This is a genomic window from Microcoleus sp. A006_D1 (assembly GCF_036702805.1).
GTDB lineage: Bacteria > Cyanobacteriota > Cyanobacteriia > Cyanobacteriales > Microcoleaceae > Microcoleus.
The window spans coordinates 116576-132883 of record NZ_JAUBVZ010000001.1 but is presented as its reverse complement, the minus strand read 5'-3'; the positions used below and the strand labels follow the sequence as shown (position 1 = coordinate 132883).

The following is a 16308-nucleotide window of genomic DNA, read 5'->3' as shown; positions in this document are numbered from 1 at the left end:
TCTTTTGGCGATCGTTTCTCACTCAAAACTTGCGGGGCGGACACTCTTGGCACCCCCCCACAACTCAAAACTCTCTTGTTACCATTTTCGATTACAAACAGCTCCAAATTATTCCCCCGGCAACCAGCAATACTGTCAAACCATAAAATGTCTGCCGCAGACGCCTGAGAATTGGTTCTAGTTCGTAGTTGACTATCAACTTGTCTTGAGCTAAAACTTCGGGAGTTTTAGGCCAAGCTTGACAATCGTACCAGCCAGACTCTTCGTAGACGACGGTGGGATTTGAAAGGCGCGATCGCACGTAGAACCAACCCAAGTAAAGTCGCAGCAAAGCTAATCCTAGAATAAAACCGGCACCGGCAGCACCGCACAGGGCAAACTGAACTGGATACTTGAGTGGAGCAAAGCTAGAAGCAGCTATCGGGGCGGATACCAAGCAACTCCAACCCAAAACCCAAGCCAGTTTTGCCAGATATGCGGGCCAATCGAGAGTTACCCAGCTAAAAAACCAGGATTCTGTAAGTTCTTGGTATTCATTAACCGGTCGCTGTTCTTGGGGAACAGGACAAATAGAAACAGAAGCGTTTTTCACATTAGCGTTCCTCTGCGGGAGAAAAGTCAAGGCGATCGGCGTGTCCCCAGAACGCTTCTAAATTGTAGAATTCGCGCTCTTGAGGTTTAAAAACGTGGACGATCGCGTCGCCGTAGTCCATGACGACCCAACTAGCGTCTGATAGCCCTTGTGTACGCAGCGGCAAGCGTCCCCATTCCTCTTCTATTTGGTCTGCGATCGCTTGGGAGATGGCTCGTACTTGCACGTTGGAAAATCCGGTGACGATCGCAAAGTAGTCTGCCAGATAGCATACTTCTGACACTTGGAGCAATACAATATCAACTGCTTTGCGGTCATCGGCTGCTTGCGCAGCGGTGAGGATCAAACCGCGCGCTTCGTCTGGGGAGGTGGCGTCGGTTACTGTAGACTGAGTTCTGGAATATTCGAGTTGGGTTATATCTGACATTAAGTGTTTAAGTTCCTAGTTGATACGGTAAGGGAGAATGGGTGCATTTTCGCGATCGATTGTTGGCAGATTGAGACGGGAAATAGGAGTTAGGTTCAAGCCAAAAGTAAGTACAGGATTGCTGATAAATTTTACTGTTAACTTGTGATTTGTTCGATCGACTTCCCTGTCGAATTTCCTGTTTCCGGCGATCGAGCCATAAGCAGCGCCCAATTGCGCGTAAGTACGGTGCGCGGGTGAATGTAGCAGCGAGTTTCCAGCAAATATTTGAGAGAATAATCGCTAGTTTGCCACACGGCTGCATAAAGATTTTGCCAGCTTGTCTCGCGCAGTGCTGCTAGTTCGGCTGTGTTGCCGCGGCTCGGCTCTATAGTATCTGCTATAAATACGGTACAACTGAGCTGGCTCATGTTTGGTCTGCCGAGGGTATGATTGGCGATGGCGTCCAAGATTTCTCGATCGACCACCCCGAATTCGTCTCTAGCGACGATCGCGCTGGCGTCTGCGTGTAGCAGGTGCGGGTTTGCCTCCAACACTGAGTCTAACTCTAAACCTTCCTTCTGAGCCATTTGCAGCAGCAGTTGAGGTTTGAAGTATTTTGCCAAATCGTGCAACAGTCCGGCCGATCGGGCTTTTGCTTCATCGAGGCCGTAATGGCGGGCTAAGTCTCCTGCTGTTTGTTCGACTCCGAGGATGTGTGTGATGCGGGCGGCAGGAACGCGGTGTGAGAGCCAAGCTAGGACGTTTTCGCGCGTAGGTGCAAGTGTCAAATATTAACTCCCAAATTGTATGATCTACTATTTTAGCGTTTTGTTTTAATGAATTGCGGTGTCGGGTAGCAGCGGTGTGGTGAGTGGGGGCCCTGTGTAGTCGCAGCTACCACCGATAATTTGTGGTTTTTGTAGCTTCTTTCTGTTCTGAATTTACTTGCCAGAAAAATGTTTGTTTCTCAAAATTATAAACTGTGGGTATAGCAGTAACAGAGGCAAGTAATAAGCCAATAATTGTCAATGTTAGCTCAACTTTTTTATAACTCATAGGATTTCCTTAATTCCGCAATTGTTGATTGTTAAGAATACTGTTGATCTGACCGCAGCTTTGTCACTAATTTAGCAGTTTTTGTGAGCAATTACCACTTCCATTTTTCAGTTGGTTCAGGAGAAACAGTCGGCTGTGGTGAGGGAGAAAATCGGTTAGCAGCAACAGCCATGATAGTTATCGTTACCAATCCTAAACTGATTACACTCATTCCTAGTTTCGCTGGCAAGGGTAACTTGGATAAAAAATTGAGTAAATTGAATTTTGGGGTACTGGAAACCACCGTATTTGAGAGGGAAGCAGAAATAATTCCTTTGATATCTTGTAAACTTGCCTCGGCTGACGAATAACGATCCTGATAACGATATCGGATCATTTTATCTAACACTGTTGCTAAATTTGAGTTGATTGATACTCTATTTCTCCAAATTACTTCGAGGGTGTTTGGGTCTTTTGGTAACTGCTCAGGAGATACCCCAGTTAAAGCTTGAATACCTACCATTCCCACTGCATAAATATCGCTGGCTAATTTAGGATGCCCGTTCATTTGTTCCGAAGGCATATAGCCATCTGTGCCGATGGGAATTGTTGGATTTGTTGAAGCTTGGGTATTTTGTAGCTGACTACCAATTTCCTTAACCGCTCCAAAGTCGATCAGGACAATTTTACCATCTGACTGTCGCCGCATTAAATTGGAAGGTTTGATATCGCGGTGAATAACTCCTTTGTGGTGGACAAAACTCAGCACTTCTAAAATGTCGTGTAAGAGGTGCAGCACCTCATGTTCACTCAGGCACTTTCCGGGGGTGATTTCTTGTCTGAGATCGTGACCTACAATCAATTCTTGGACGAGATAGAAATCTCCATTTTCCTCGAAATGGCTGAAAAGTTGGGGAATGCGATCGTTCATTCCTAATGCGTACAGCACTTTTGACTCAGTTTCAAACAGCCGCCGAGCCGTTTGCAGCACAAAAGGGTCATCAGAGTCAGGATTTAGGAGCTTTAGCACTTGCTGGGGGTGGTCGGGCAGATGAATGTCTTCGGTGAGATAGGTCTCTCCAAACCCTCCTTTCCCCAATGAATTAATAACCCGGTAGTGTCCGCCGAAAATTTGTCCTATAATCATAGTGCAATCATGAGATTGGTTTTATTTTGACATAAGACTCAGCAAAATGCTCAGCAAGATAGTGTGAGCATTACCAGAAAAATCTGCATGGAAATTTATTTTTCGGAAACAGGTAAATATATGATTACAAAACCTATGACCAGACAAGGGAAGTGGCAAATTTCGCAAAGATGGGGGCTCGCTCTTTTGCTTTTAGGGATGGCAGGGTGTGCGACATCAACAGCTTCTAGCCCTGACACCCAGCCTGCTGTAGCCACAGGCAACAGTCCGGCAGCTTCTCCAGTAGCGACATCGCCCAGTGTACCAGCTTTCGGGCCGACAAGTTCTAAGCCGACAATCCCTACAACTTTCAAGTGTGTTCAGCACACAACTGGTTGGGCCACTATTGCCCAAAGAGGAAATAGTGTTTCCCAATCTCCTCTACTAACTTGGAATAGCGCAGAATTCGGCCCTGAGTGGACGGCAGAGCAACGCTGCCAAACTGTGTCGGAAAGATTGACAGACGCAGCGGCGAAGAATGGGGGAAGATTGGGCGGCTTGGATTTGACTACTGGAAAGGTAGACAATGGTTATACAGTTGTGTGTGTAGTCGGGGCCGGGCAAAAAAGTTGCGATCGCCAAAATATGTTGTTTACCTTGAATAAGCAGAACACGCAAGCCCCCAGTCAGATACTTGTAAAAATCACTAATTTTGCTAGCGGTGCTGCGTCTAACAGTCCAGTGGCAGAAAATGGCAGTCCTCAGTTTATTCCTTTGGAAACATTAGTCAATCGCGTCTTGGAAAAGGAAAGCGGTTTTTAACTCTAGGTGAGTAATTGGAATTGACAATCACTGCGGGCAATGGTTGCGGTTTCAGGCGATTGTTGACAAAAATCGCCTAAACTGTTGAAAAATTTAGCTTTGATCCGAGGCCAGATCCCCCTAAATCCCCCTTAAGAAGGGGGACTTTGATCAGATTATTGTCCCCCCATTCGTAGGGGCAATCCCCCCGTGGTTGCCCGCTAGGGGGGATCTGGCCTTAATCGCCAGACAGAAGACTGCCACTACATTCGTAGCTCAAGTTGACATCAATAGGTAGTACGATGCTGATGGCAATTAGCTCACCATACCATAGCAACCAGCCGAGTGAAAATAGCAAGCTAAGGAAGCAGTTTTAGATTAGCTTTATTGGCGGAGCGATTGAGAAGAATAGGGATTAATCCAGAGCAATTGCAGTTTTGTAGTTGTGATTTATGCAAGGATAAAAGTTGTTGATTATGATGCGTAGATTTTTCGCAATTTTGATAATATCGGTTCTTGCAGTGGTGATACCTAATATCGCTTTCGCCCTTTCTCCACAGCAGGTAAATCAAATAGCAACGCAAGTTACTGTTTTAATTGATGGCTACCAGTCAGGATCTGGGGTGATTTTCAAGCGAATTGGTAATGTTTATTCTGTACTCACAGCGAAGCACGTTGTCAACGCAGAGGATGTGATTTATTTGGTAATTACACCTGATGGAGAGCGACACCAGACAGAATCTACTAATGTTCAACCTATTAATGGGGTAGATTTGGCGGTGGCGCAGTTTACCAGCGATAAAATTTATCAGGTAGCGCAGTTGGGTAATTCTGATCAAGCTACGAATGGTAGCACTGTTTATGTCGCTGGCGCACCAGAACCAAATGAGACTATTCCGCAACGTACTGTGATAGTAACTCCTGGTAGTATTGTTGGGGTACAAAAGCCTCAAGATGGCTATGCTTTGATTTATACGAATCCTACACGCCGGGGAATGAGTGGTGGGCCGGTGCTGAATGAAGCAGGGGAAGTAATTGGCATTCACGGACAGGGAGATCAGCAAGATGGGAGTAAGTCAGGTCTAAATTTGGCGATTCCTATTAAGACGTTTTTAACATCGCAAGCTCCTCCAACTGTATCACCTGTTGTGCCTAGTCCGCAGACAGCGATCGCTCCCTCTCCTTCCCCGAAAAAACAGCTAACTGAAGAGCAAAAGAGAAAGGCAAAGGCTGCTCAGCTAAAAAAGGAAGCAATTGCGATGGTTCAGCAATATAATGTGCAACAAGCTCAACCAGATAATATATTCACCCAGATGTGGTCTTTTGCTCGTGGGTGGGTGAAGAATATTGGTATGTGGGTATCTATGCTATGGTGTCTTGTGATGATCGTTGATTATGACGATATATTTCAAGAAAATGATTTTTGGGTCCATTGGTCTACGGTATTTTTATATTGTCTTCCAGGTTTTTTTGTTTTTTGGTGGTCCTGGATTATCTGATTAAACTATTGATTAATCCCAGGATAAACTATCACTCAAACTTTTGACAAAAAACAAAAATTAGGACAGCTAAAATGCAAATTGATAGAGATGAGAAAATAGTAAATTTACCAAACTTTGCTCTTGAAACCTCTCAATCGGAATCCCCCAACTCAACCCCTCCATCTCCCTAAAAACCCCCTCCGAAGGCACACTTCCATCCACAAACATAAACACATCAATACCCGCCAAAGGATATTTCAACCGCCCATTAACCCCCACCAACCTCCCCCGACTATCCAACACCGGCCCGCCACTCATCCCCTCAGCAATGTCATTCGTATATCCCAACTGATATCCCTCCAAAAACGACATTTCCGGCAACATTCCCACCCTACCAGCCGTCAACCGAAACGCCTTTAACCCCCAACTCCGAGTATCCTCAATCGCCTGAGCATTCAACCAATGCCAATTCGGAAACCCCGCCGCAAAAACCCCATCCCCGACAGATAGTTTATGGGAATTTCCCATCTCCACCACTCGATAAGATTCTGGACTATAAAACTGCACCAAAGCTAAATCTAACTTACCAAACCGAGACAAACCCAACTTAGCCTGATGGGTTTTTCCATCCGCCGTCAATATGCTATAATTGTGATGATTGTCTGCAACTACATGATGATTAGTTAATACAGTATAAACTTGCCCTGCCCGCTGAATAATTACCCCAGAACCTGCTCCCGAATCTGATATAATTCTTACTGTCACCTGACTAGCAATTTCGGTTACTTGCGGGTTAATTTCCTGAGAAATCGCAGCCAATGGAATGCTGACAGGCTCAAGCTTTTCTCGCGCTAAACCCAAAGATATGCCTGTTATTAACAGTGAAATTGCTAGGATTTGCCGCCGATTCACAAGTATTACGCGCTGATTTGGATAAGAAAGTCGGAGGGTGGGCACGCACGATTTACCGCCCCTACCATTGGTGTCAACTTAAGCTTGAAACCGTTATAAATCTCGCTTTTATCGGAGGCCAGATCCCCCTAAATCCCCCTTAAGAAGGGGGACTTTGAGAAGAATCTTGTCCCCCCCTTCTTAAGGGGGAGTAGGGGGCAAGCTAAGGGGGGATCTGGCCTTAATCGCTAAACAGTAGACTGGTACTACATTTGACGTTAAGTTGACACCAATGGAATCGGCCATATTCCCCTCACAACTCCGGTTCAATTCCAGCCGATCGCAATTGAGCCCGCAATTGCTCTAATTCTTGTTCAGCGCGATCGGCCCTTTCAGATCCCGCCAACAGCAAATTACCTTCACTATCCCACCAGCGCAACCAAGGCAATTCCATATTTTGATACCTTCCCTGCCAAATTCCCAATTCAACACCCAACGGTGCGATCGGATAATGACCGCGTTCATTTGCAGCAACCAATCGATAGCTATTTTCCATCAGAGCATAAACTTCAACACTCGCCTTACTCACTTCATAAATAGCATAAAATCCCGCATGAATCACATTTTCATAAATCCAGAATTTACCAGGCTTAGTTTCCTGTTTACCAGTTCGCAATAAAGGTGTTATGTCCCGTTCTTCGGCACCATTCCCCGATACAAACTCTAACACAATTAATGGTGAAATCAATTCTTGCCACAACACATAAGAACGGCGCGATTGACCGTCAAGCGTTGGCGGGACATTGGGCACATAAAACCAGTCCGGTGCTTCCGCGCCCCGTTCTAGCGGCTCAGTTAATCGCCAATAAATGCCGCTATCTTGACCGATACAGTAGTTACCATCTCGATGAATTCTTTCGAGGACGGGAGTAATGGAATCCGTTAACAGAATGCTTTGGGGATGTTCTTGAAAATTCTTCACAAAAGTACCGTCGGATTCTGGTAGCTGAGTGTGGTCTGGCCAGCCTGTAGGGTTGTTTTCTACATCAAGGGTAAATTTCATAGTATTATTTTAATCCCAGAGATTGTCTGAAACGAGCCTTTAATTTCAATTATAAGATAGGACGTACGGTTGAAACCGCATCTACACAAACGAAGTCCGCCGACGCGGACTCAAGAAAATAAGGTATTTCAACCGCCGTATATTCTAGGATTTGGTAGGAAATGATTCTCTAAATTTTTGTCTATCATCAAACAGTGGCAAATTCTGTCAAAGCTCTCTTGCTAGGATGATGAAACCCCAAAACAATATCGCCATGAGAAATTCCTGCTGCTAGTAAATCGTCAACTATGCACAAATTTGTCCAATCTTCTTCCACCCAAATTTTGTCATTTTTAATGCGAAGATACATGGTAATATGGCAGAGTCGTTTTTTGCCATCCCAGCCAGAGCGAAACCATAAATATTGATCTCGTTCTTCATCAAATGCCAGACGAGCTGCTGTCTCTACTTCATCTGACCCGATCGCCCCTTTGACTGTCATCTCATAATATCCAGTCAATATCTTTTTAATTGTCTTGCGATAAACTTCTAATTTATCCATTCCAGAATTTCCTCCTTTTCCATTTCAACAACTATTAAAAGAAGCTGATTTTCCTTGGTAATTACTTGTATCGACTTCCGTTGAAAAAAGTTTGTGTAGACGACATCATCTATTGCCAAATAGAGCGTGTATTCTGGAGCAGTGAGTTGAATGAGATTTCGGTAGACAATGTATTGGCCGAGTGCGCTGTGAAAATCATACATTAGCGATCGCCCAATAAAGCTCTTAATTTCAACAACGATCTTTTGTCCCTCTCGTTCTGCCGCGATCGGCTTTTCGGCAGCTAGATCGGCATATAACTCAGCATCCTCATATTTGATGAAATAAGGGTCAGCCGTAATAATCCAACCATCTTTGAGTAAGGCATTTTTAACTTCATTGTGGTAGGTATCTTTTGCTGGCATAGTAAATATTTTCGGTGGTTACTAACCTAATTATCTGATTACTTTGGCAAAGGTGCCAAGATTTTCTCAGCATGACTCGCCGCCACCGCCGCAAATAAAGCCTCATAATGATTCAAAGCTTCCTCAAATCCGTAATTCTCCACAGCATACTTTCTACCTTGCTCGCCCAACGCATTCACCCGATCGCGATTCCCGAACAAATCCTCAACAGCATCAGCCAAAGCTTGCGGATCTTCCGGCGCTACCACCACCCCGCCACCGCTTTGCTGCACTGCTTTGTGGGCTGTACCAGTTTCAGGAACCGACGCCAAAATTGCCCGGCCGCTGGCGAGAAGCACTTGAATTTTTGAAGGCATATTAAAGTTAGTAACGCGCCGCTTTTGTACGACTAAACTAACATCGGCAGCAGCTAACATTTCGGGCAATTTTTCTCGCGGTTCAAAAGGCAGTAACATTACATTAGTAGCTTTGTAAGTTTCGCAATCTTGTTGCAAGCGCGCGAGTGCTGTTGATTCTCCGACAATCACAAAAGCAATTTCCGGTATGTGTTTCAAACGAGCCGCTGCTTTGACAACTGTTTGCAAACCCTGAGTCAGGGCAATATTCCCAGCGTAAAGAATCACAAATTTGTCATTGAGTTTGTGGGTTTCACGAAAGGGGTTATTTTCTTTCGGTAAAGGGCCGATGAAATTTACATCAACCCAATTGGGAAGGCAAACTATTTTTTCCGGGGGTACTCCCTGAGAATGCAATTTGCTGATAAAACCGCTGTCGATGACGCTGACTTGGCTGGCTGTGCTGTACGCTAATTTTTCTAGGGCGTCAGCAATCTTAATTAGCAGTCCGTTTTTTTTCACCAAGCCGACGCGCACGGCTGCTTCTGAGACTATATCCTGGACGTTGAGGACGATCGGGATATCGCGAATCCAGCCGTAAAAGGCGACTGGGACGCAAATCGGTAAAGGGGGCATTGTCGAGAAAATCACGTCGGGACGCCAGCCTCTGAAGGCTTGGACGGCGCTGGAGACGACAAAACTGCCGTCTAGCAAAAGTCGGTCTAGGAGGCTGGGATGCGGGCCGTTGACACGCAGGTAGCTGCGCTGAATTGTGACGCCTTTGTGTTCTTCGGTGAGGTAAAATTTGCCCCGATATTGCGGATAAATCCGGCGCTGGGGATAGTTGGGCATTCCTGTGACGACTCGGACTTGGTGGCCGCGCTTGACTAGGCCTTGCGCTAGTTCTGTCATCAGGGGGGCTATGCCGATCGGCTCTGGATAGTAGTTATAGCAATAAATTAGAATACGCATAATATTTAGTGTGAAGCAAATTGTCCTGCCGCGACTAACTCCAGCCTACGCTCCCCCAATTGCAGAGGATGTGCTTGGGTTTCCGGGAGCATCTCAGGGGCCGGCGCTTTTGCCGAACCGTCCTTGCCAAAGAAGCCGCCCGGGAGCGGGCGGGCACTCTTAGCCCTCAGGTAAGGTTTTTGCGCATGATCAGGCAGTTGCAGCCATCGTCGGTACGGATGTAGCGAAGCTCGTCTGTGAGCTTGTACATAAACACCAGTCCCCTTTCTCCTTCTCTGTCCAAGGGATCGCGCTGCTCTTGCATGATCGAGTGCAGCTTTGCTTCCAGGTTGAAGGGTTGACCCCTGTCCCAAATCCTAATTTCTAAGTAATCGGCAAACACTTTTACCTCAATGTCGATCGGCGTCGCGGGGGGCAAGTTCTGGTGAGCGTGGCGGACAGCGTTTGTAAAGCCTTCGTTGATGATCAGCCGGCACTGCCACCAGAAATCTCCTGGAAGCAGTGGCAAAACGATATTCTCCAACCATTCCAAAACGGATGTTAAAGCCTTGAGGTCTGTTTCAACCTGAAGGTGCGACTCTGCCTTTGGTTGCTTGTCTTTCATCTTTCTTTCCCCTGGTCTGCCCCCACCACCGCTGTACTCAGCGCAGGTTCGAGAGGAAAAGGAGGGCAAGGTCTTGGCAACATATTAGTTAAGTCAAGCTTGAGTTGAAGAAGCTCATTTTGCCTCAAGGTGAGCATTCCTTTCGCACCATTTACTCGCACAGTACATGAGAGACTTCCGATACTGTTGTAACCCGCCTCGGTAGGGCGTTTAAATAGGGAAAATTCCCCACTCACTCGATTTGAAATTTGCGATTTACTCCACAGATGAATCTGGGAGCTTGAACAAGAGTCTAAAATTAGGGGCTGATCACGACAGCAGTTGGAAAGTCAGTATCCGTTTTTGGGCGGGGTGAGCTTGCGAGGTGTTAATTCGATCTGCGATCGTGTTAGCAGTAGGTACTTTTCTAAACACTCGTGAGTTCTTGTCGTCCTCGAAAACGCTGCTGGCGTCATTCGAGTACGACCTCGAACTCGCAAATTGCTAATTCATGCTCTGTTGAGAGAGCTGGCAACTAGCTGCGCATTTTCTGTGTGAATTTTAACACTTAATGCTAACGCAGGTATCGCGATCGATCGCCTGCTTGACTTGCGTATCTGTTTTTTGTTGCCGCCGCCCGCCACCGGTCAGCAACGCCAAAGTTCCGCGGTGAGTTGTTGACCGCCGTTACATAGCCCCACTATTTTTGTTAAACAGCACAGTTACGGTTTTAACAATTAGTTTCACGTCATATATCAGGCTCCACTCTTGTTGGTATTTTAAATCTAAACGGATGACATCTTCAAAATCGCGGACTTTAGAGCGACCGTTGACTTGCCATTCACCCGTCATCCCAGGTTTGACATCGAAACGCTGCCACTGAGGTACTTCATAGCGGTCAACTTCGTCTGGAGTCGGGGGTCTGGTGCCGACTAGACTCATTTCGCCTTTGAGTACGTTCCAAAATTGTGGTAGTTCATCAAGACTGGTTTTTCTCAAGATGCGCCCGACTTTGGTAATCCGGGGGTCATTGTCATTTTTGAAAAAAGCGCCGGAGGCTTGGTTTTTGATTTGGGATTTCATGGCTTCGGCGTTGGTACACATCGAGCGAAACTTCCAAATCCGAAATCTTTTACCCATCCAGCCGCAGCGGGTTTGACCGAAAAATATCGGGCCCGGATCGTTAATTGTGATAGCTGCGACTATCGGTATGAACAATATTCCTGTAATTATCAAACCAACGATTGCCCCAACGATGTCGATGAGTCGTTTTACCCACGATTGCACCGAGGGGTGCGTCATCGGTAGTAGATTGTCCGAGGGGTCTGTCTCTGTGGGAGTTGAGGTTGCAGAAGGCTGCTCGATCGTCAGCACTTGATCTAGGCTGGTGAGAGCAAATACTGCCATCACCTGCGGCTTGAGGCTCCGCAGCACCAAGTCGCTACCGCGCTGTTTAGCAAATTTTAGATTGCTGACTAAAGCACCGATCCCGCTACTGTCGATGAATGTCGTCTGACTGAAGTCTAGGACAATTTTGCTGGGAAGGGTGCTTCCAGAGAAAAGTTGCTGGCAGGTGGTCTTGAAGTTTACGGCTTCAAGTACGCTCAAGCGCACGGGTATGTGAACTGAGGGAATCTCGTCCAAGTACGTAACCCGAAAATCTGCCTCTGGGGTTTGGCTGACCATGAAGTCCTAGTTTCAAATTTCAAGCTGATGTCTTTAGCCTATTCTGTCCTAGCCGCTCCACCTTTATCAAATATTGTTATTATCAACAGGCCAGCTTTATACAAACTTTATAAAAATGCCTGAACAATCTGACACCGATCGCCCCGAGCTTACAGGCTAGGGTTAACTTGAGTCTACCAGGAGGGAAAGGGGGAGAGCGAGGGGGAGAGGATTTGACCATTTTTGATGGTCATCGAAATATACAACAATTTAAAGGCACAACAACTTATTACCCCAGTCAACAGTTAACAGTTAACAGGAAAGTCAACAGTTAACCGTTAACTTGAAAACCCAGCACCCAGCGCCGGGGGATGAGGTTAAGAATTGTAGACGTTTTCTGACTGGGAGGTTTCGCGGGTGATGGGTTTGACTTGGGCTTTGGCTTTGGCTGCGTTGCGTTTGAGGGCCTGGAGACGAGCTTCGTATTTAGCCCGCTGCTGTTTTTTGGAAGTTTGCTCGATTAAGGTTTTTAAGGCGCTGCCCAGGCTTTTGTAGGCGTTTGGGAGAGTGTAGCCGAAGCGGGTGGCAAGGGCGAGGGCTTTTTCGTCGGCGTCTACTGCTTCTTTTAAACTTTTGTCTCCGTTGTTTTTTTGGTAAAGTCTCCAGCCGGAGACGCCGCACAGGGATAGGGCCAATACCAGTAGCAAGCCGTCTTGCACCCAAAGTTCGCCGACGGCGCCGCCTAAACCAATGGCAAGGGCTGCCATTTCCCAACCGTCTCTGGGGATGGTGTCGTTTTGGATTCGGGCGACTTCGTGCCAAAATAGGAGGTTGCGCTGATCCATTGCTAGCTGTTCCCAGCGGATCAGGTCTATCTGTATTTCTACCTGGTCTTTGCCTATTTCTTCGCTGCGGATCAGGGTGGGATTAACTTCTATTGTTTTTTCTACTGTTACCCAACTTTGGAGTTCTGGGGGCAGTATGTTTTTCAAGCGCCGGATCTCACTCATCTCGGCTCTTGCTGTAGAGGTTGCATAGGATGTCATAGCTCCGGCCTATTGATTTTCTAAAGGTTAATATTGTGTCTATTTCTGGAGTATAGCAAACCTTGAATCCAAATATAGTCGAGCTACGGCGGTCGATCGACCAATACTGGCAATTTTACTTAATTTTAGTCGAGGAGGGCGATCGATCGTTTGCTTTGGACTATTTGCTCGACGGTTTCATCAACGGTTCGATTTCTTGCCGCAATTTCGACCAAGCCGCCAAAACGAAAGGCTTAGAAGTTATACCTTTTTGAACTAAAACCACTCCGTCCAATACTTCAGCAATTCCGTAAGCACCAATTCGCAGAGCTTCGTCTGTAAAACGCACGGCCCCCCGAACTCTACCTCTATCAATCGGCCCTTTTAAATTATGCTGCTGCAACTGCCACACATCTAACAGCGCATAATCGACCTCCACTACTTTTCCCTGTTCATCTTTCATCTGCATCACTTCTAAACGGATCAGGTTTCGGCGGCCCGAAAGGTGAGAAACTATATAACCGGTGGTGGAAACGCTAGCATCTTGGGGAATCAAGCTAAACACTTTTTTGATATTAGCTGCGTGTCCGAGTTGAGCGGGCAAAGTTTGATAAACCCAAGGTTGGAAAGAATAAGGAGAAATAAAATACAAAGCTCGATGCGGATTAGAAGTGTATGTAAGTAATATTGACAAACCAATACACCCAATCCAGAAGCGGTGGAACCTCGGTTTAAATTTATCTTGATGCTGCGACCACCACAGAATTGTACCGTAAAACAAGCCCGGAATTACAGCAAAGGTGTAGCGAGTGTTGATAGAAGTAGCAGCTTGATTAAAAACTTGCAGCAGCAGCACCATTAAAGGAAAAACAGTCATTAACCAGGCGCTAGGAGTGATAACAGGTACAAATGCTAGCGGCAACCAATGACCTAAAAGATATAAAATGCGCCTGCTGGCATCTTTAAAAAACACTTCAACAATTATCTGAGGTTGGCTGATAATCGCCCACAGCAGCTCTAGTGTTGACGGATTCTCTGTTTTGACAAATTTCCTAAAGTAATTAGCTAAGTACAGGCGAGAACTGTCAGTCGAAAACATCGGCATAATTGTATTAGTTACGAACACCACGTAGCTAAAGCTGAGAGCGCACAAAGCTAGACCTGCGCGCGGGTAGCGACGGCTGACAATTAAATACGCTCCGATGCCAAACAAGCTAATTCCAGCATCTTCACGAGTGCCTAAGGTTAAAACAGCAAAAACCCAAAATAGCGGCCACCGTTGCTTTTCCAAAGCTAGGAGCAAGCTAAATATAAATAGTGGAATTTGGCAGTGTTCGTAAAAATTTCCCAGCGTCGGGCCGATGACACCGTTTGCTCCGTAATAGCTGGCTACTATCATTACTGACAGTGGAACAGATAAATAATGTCTTGCTAAGAAATACAGCACTATTCCGGCGGCGGCGATTAAAGCTACTTGCAAAACTATCAGGGTAACTGGAGATGGAAATAAGGCATAAATCGGCATCCAAATCAAAAAATCTATGACGAAGTGTTGCCCTAAATGGATGTAAGATGGGTATGACAGTTGTCTGTCCATCAGCGAGGCGCTGGAGGCGGCTGAGGACATTGAACTTTGAAAGAATCTGCCGTGTATGCTGTTCCAAAATACTTGGTTAAATAAGCCGTGATCATAGGTAGATAAGAAGCTTTCGTAGCGGATGATGCTAAAAAATAAAACTATTATAAAAAAGATGGTGGCTAGGATTGTAACTTGACGCAATCCTGTTTGATTGTTCCAGGAGTCGAGAGGTTTGAATTTCATGGCTTTGGCTGAAGCAGATATTTTTTCTCAGGTTGACGGAAGTTGTGCTTAAATTCGGAAATAGAAATAAATTTGCCTTGGGTTTTCAGCTTAGTAAGGTATTTTTCAAGTTTGTCAACCATTTTACTGCCTGAGTTTTTTTTGACGTAACCTGGTAATTTAAAGTGGGAAATATCTGTGAATTCCCAGGGGTGAAAGTAGATGTTCAGATAGGAGTCTGTTTCTAGGGTTAGCTTTGTCGCTAATTGTATCACTGACAGGGGGAAGTTTTTAAAGCTCAACCAAAATAAGGGAAATCTGATTAGAGGAGTAACTGAAATGGGAAGGTTGAGCAGTTTATTTGTATAGTATGCAGTTCTGGGTTTAGATAGGTTGTTGTATCTGCCGGGAATGTAGGTTGGATTCATTGACGAGTTGTATTCGTAGCCTGCTTTTTCTATTTCTATATCGTCAACTGGCTGAAGTCTTGCCATCCTGAATCCGGTGACTTGAGTATTGGTTATTTCTTCTAAGGTTTGCTTAGATTTTTGTAAATCTGCTAGGCAAAACTGAGAGTGGTAAAAGCCGTGGGAGGCAATTTCGTGGTGTTTTGAGATTTCTCTGATTGTATCTCGGTTGTGGAGCGCAAAGTTAGCTGTGACAAAAAATGTGGCTGTAATCTCTAATCTGTCGAGAAGTGCCATAATCTGTGACAATCCTCGGCTAGAAATTTCAAATTTAATCTCGTCTGTTAGAGGTTGACCGTATTCTTCGGGTATGTCAAATTCTTCTATATCAAAGCTTAACAAGATTGATTTATTCATAGTAGCCTGCGCGGTCGTTGTATCTAATTTTAAACAAGCAGGTTAGCATTTTTAGGGAATCTTTAAGGATATTTACTTGAGAAATTTTGTAGAGGTGTTGCTGGGAAACTCTGGCGGGAATTTCGCCAATTGTATATCCTTTCTTTTTGGCTAAAAATAGCAGTTCTGCATCAAATGAAAAGCCAGTAAGTGTTTGTCTTTTAAATATTTCTTGGGCGGGTATTTTTTTGAAGCCTTTAAGTCCGGCTTGCATATCTTTATATTTGAGATTGAGGATGGCTCGGGAAATTAAGTTAAAAATTTTGCCGGATATTTTTCTCAGTAAGGTAAGATTTCGGAAGTTTTCTTGATCGAGGTTTCTACAACCAATTACGACATCAAATTTTTCTAGTTTTTCTACTAAGGGTTCGAGGTGTTCCAAGGAGTAAGCTAAGTCGCCATCCATGAAGCAAATGCAGTCTGCGTCTACATCTTCGCATCCTTTTTTAACGGCATAGCCTTTGCCTTTACGGTTGCTATAGGAAATTAGTTTGATGTGATGTGCGGGGAAAGCTTTGAGTTTGTTTTCGAGAATTTCCAGTGTATTGTCGGTCGAGCCGTCATTAACAATGATAAAATTGTAAGCGTGATTTTTTTGAGAAAATTCTAAAATTCTGTCAAAGGTTTGCTCTATGCAATTTGCTTCGTTGTAAACAGGCAGAATTACTGCTATCTTCATCATGGTTGTGGGATCGGGCTTTCGCAGAAATATGCTATCACT

Annotated in this window: 18 protein-coding genes; 2 read left to right on the top strand and 16 right to left on the bottom strand. The window is 45.3% G+C overall.

Annotation, left to right across the window (positions count from 1 at the left end):
• Positions 1 to 91: 91 nt before the first annotated feature.
• The 5 genes from QUB68_RS00540 to QUB68_RS00520 form a co-directional block, all read right to left on the bottom strand.
• A complete protein-coding gene (locus QUB68_RS00540) occupies positions 92 to 592 on the bottom strand; it encodes a CGLD27 family protein (RefSeq protein ID WP_332988376.1) in 501 nt (166 codons plus the stop codon).
• A 1-nt stretch (position 593) separates the two neighbouring features.
• Positions 594 to 1019 carry a ribosome silencing factor gene (rsfS, locus tag QUB68_RS00535; protein ID WP_332988375.1) on the bottom strand — a complete coding sequence of 142 codons (426 nt, stop codon included), beginning with the start codon at positions 1017 to 1019 and terminating at the stop codon, positions 594 to 596.
• A 137-nt stretch (positions 1020 to 1156) separates the two neighbouring features.
• Positions 1157 to 1789: a bis(5'-nucleosyl)-tetraphosphatase (symmetrical) YqeK gene (gene yqeK, locus QUB68_RS00530; protein WP_332988373.1), complete on the bottom strand. Its 633-nt coding sequence runs from the start codon at positions 1787 to 1789 to the stop codon at positions 1157 to 1159.
• 106 nt (positions 1790 to 1895) lie between these two features.
• Positions 1896 to 2057, bottom strand: a complete 162-nt coding sequence (locus tag QUB68_RS00525) for a hypothetical protein (protein ID WP_332988371.1) — start codon at positions 2055 to 2057, stop codon at positions 1896 to 1898.
• A gap of 91 nt (positions 2058 to 2148) precedes the next feature.
• Positions 2149 to 3183: a serine/threonine-protein kinase gene (locus tag QUB68_RS00520; RefSeq protein WP_332988369.1), complete on the bottom strand. Its 1035-nt coding sequence runs from the start codon at positions 3181 to 3183 to the stop codon at positions 2149 to 2151.
• 120 nt (positions 3184 to 3303) lie between these two features.
• Between QUB68_RS00520 and QUB68_RS00515 the strand changes: the two genes are divergently transcribed.
• Positions 3304 to 3984 carry a COP23 domain-containing protein gene (locus QUB68_RS00515; RefSeq protein ID WP_332988366.1) on the top strand — a complete coding sequence of 227 codons (681 nt, stop codon included), beginning with the start codon at positions 3304 to 3306 and terminating at the stop codon, positions 3982 to 3984.
• Between the two features lie 455 nt (positions 3985 to 4439).
• Positions 4440 to 5462, top strand: coding sequence for a S1 family peptidase (locus QUB68_RS00510; RefSeq protein ID WP_332989201.1), 1023 nt, complete (start codon positions 4440 to 4442; stop codon positions 5460 to 5462).
• A gap of 69 nt (positions 5463 to 5531) precedes the next feature.
• Here QUB68_RS00510 and QUB68_RS00505 read toward each other — a convergent pair whose 3' ends face one another.
• The 11 genes from QUB68_RS00505 to QUB68_RS00455 form a co-directional block, all read right to left on the bottom strand.
• Positions 5532 to 6356 (bottom strand): S1 family peptidase, encoded by an 825-nt coding sequence (locus QUB68_RS00505; RefSeq protein WP_332988364.1) that lies wholly within the window; start codon positions 6354 to 6356, stop codon positions 5532 to 5534.
• A 292-nt stretch (positions 6357 to 6648) separates the two neighbouring features.
• Positions 6649 to 7398, bottom strand: a complete 750-nt coding sequence (locus tag QUB68_RS00500; protein ID WP_332988362.1) for a Uma2 family endonuclease — start codon at positions 7396 to 7398, stop codon at positions 6649 to 6651.
• A 187-nt stretch (positions 7399 to 7585) separates the two neighbouring features.
• Positions 7586 to 7939, bottom strand: a complete 354-nt coding sequence (locus tag QUB68_RS00495; RefSeq protein WP_332988360.1) for a XisI protein — start codon at positions 7937 to 7939, stop codon at positions 7586 to 7588.
• Positions 7927 to 8343 (bottom strand): XisH family protein, encoded by a 417-nt coding sequence (locus QUB68_RS00490; protein WP_332988358.1) that lies wholly within the window; start codon positions 8341 to 8343, stop codon positions 7927 to 7929. The genes QUB68_RS00495 and QUB68_RS00490 overlap by 13 nt, the downstream gene beginning before the upstream one ends.
• A gap of 38 nt (positions 8344 to 8381) precedes the next feature.
• Positions 8382 to 9650: a WcaI family glycosyltransferase gene (locus QUB68_RS00485; RefSeq protein WP_332988355.1), complete on the bottom strand. Its 1269-nt coding sequence runs from the start codon at positions 9648 to 9650 to the stop codon at positions 8382 to 8384.
• Between the two features lie 166 nt (positions 9651 to 9816).
• Positions 9817 to 10254 carry an ATP-binding protein gene (locus QUB68_RS00480; RefSeq protein ID WP_332988353.1) on the bottom strand — a complete coding sequence of 146 codons (438 nt, stop codon included), beginning with the start codon at positions 10252 to 10254 and terminating at the stop codon, positions 9817 to 9819.
• A gap of 666 nt (positions 10255 to 10920) precedes the next feature.
• Positions 10921 to 11919, bottom strand: a complete 999-nt coding sequence (locus tag QUB68_RS00475) for a sugar transferase (RefSeq protein ID WP_332988351.1) — start codon at positions 11917 to 11919, stop codon at positions 10921 to 10923.
• A 356-nt stretch (positions 11920 to 12275) separates the two neighbouring features.
• Entirely contained in the window at positions 12276 to 12944 is a 669-nt protein-coding gene (locus QUB68_RS00470) for a DUF3318 domain-containing protein (protein WP_332988349.1), read from the bottom strand.
• A gap of 160 nt (positions 12945 to 13104) precedes the next feature.
• The gene (locus QUB68_RS00465) at positions 13105 to 14745 is read right to left on the bottom strand and encodes a DUF2079 domain-containing protein (RefSeq protein ID WP_332988347.1); all 1641 of its coding nucleotides are present in this window, start codon (positions 14743 to 14745) and stop codon (positions 13105 to 13107) included.
• On the bottom strand, positions 14742 to 15548 hold the full coding sequence (locus QUB68_RS00460) for a polysaccharide deacetylase family protein (RefSeq protein WP_332988345.1): 807 nt from the start codon (positions 15546 to 15548) through the stop codon (positions 14742 to 14744). Before QUB68_RS00460 ends, QUB68_RS00465 begins: the two co-directional genes overlap by 4 nt.
• Positions 15541 to 16269, bottom strand: coding sequence for a glycosyltransferase (locus tag QUB68_RS00455; protein WP_332988343.1), 729 nt, complete (start codon positions 16267 to 16269; stop codon positions 15541 to 15543). Before QUB68_RS00455 ends, QUB68_RS00460 begins: the two co-directional genes overlap by 8 nt.
• Positions 16270 to 16308: the final 39 nt, after the last annotated feature.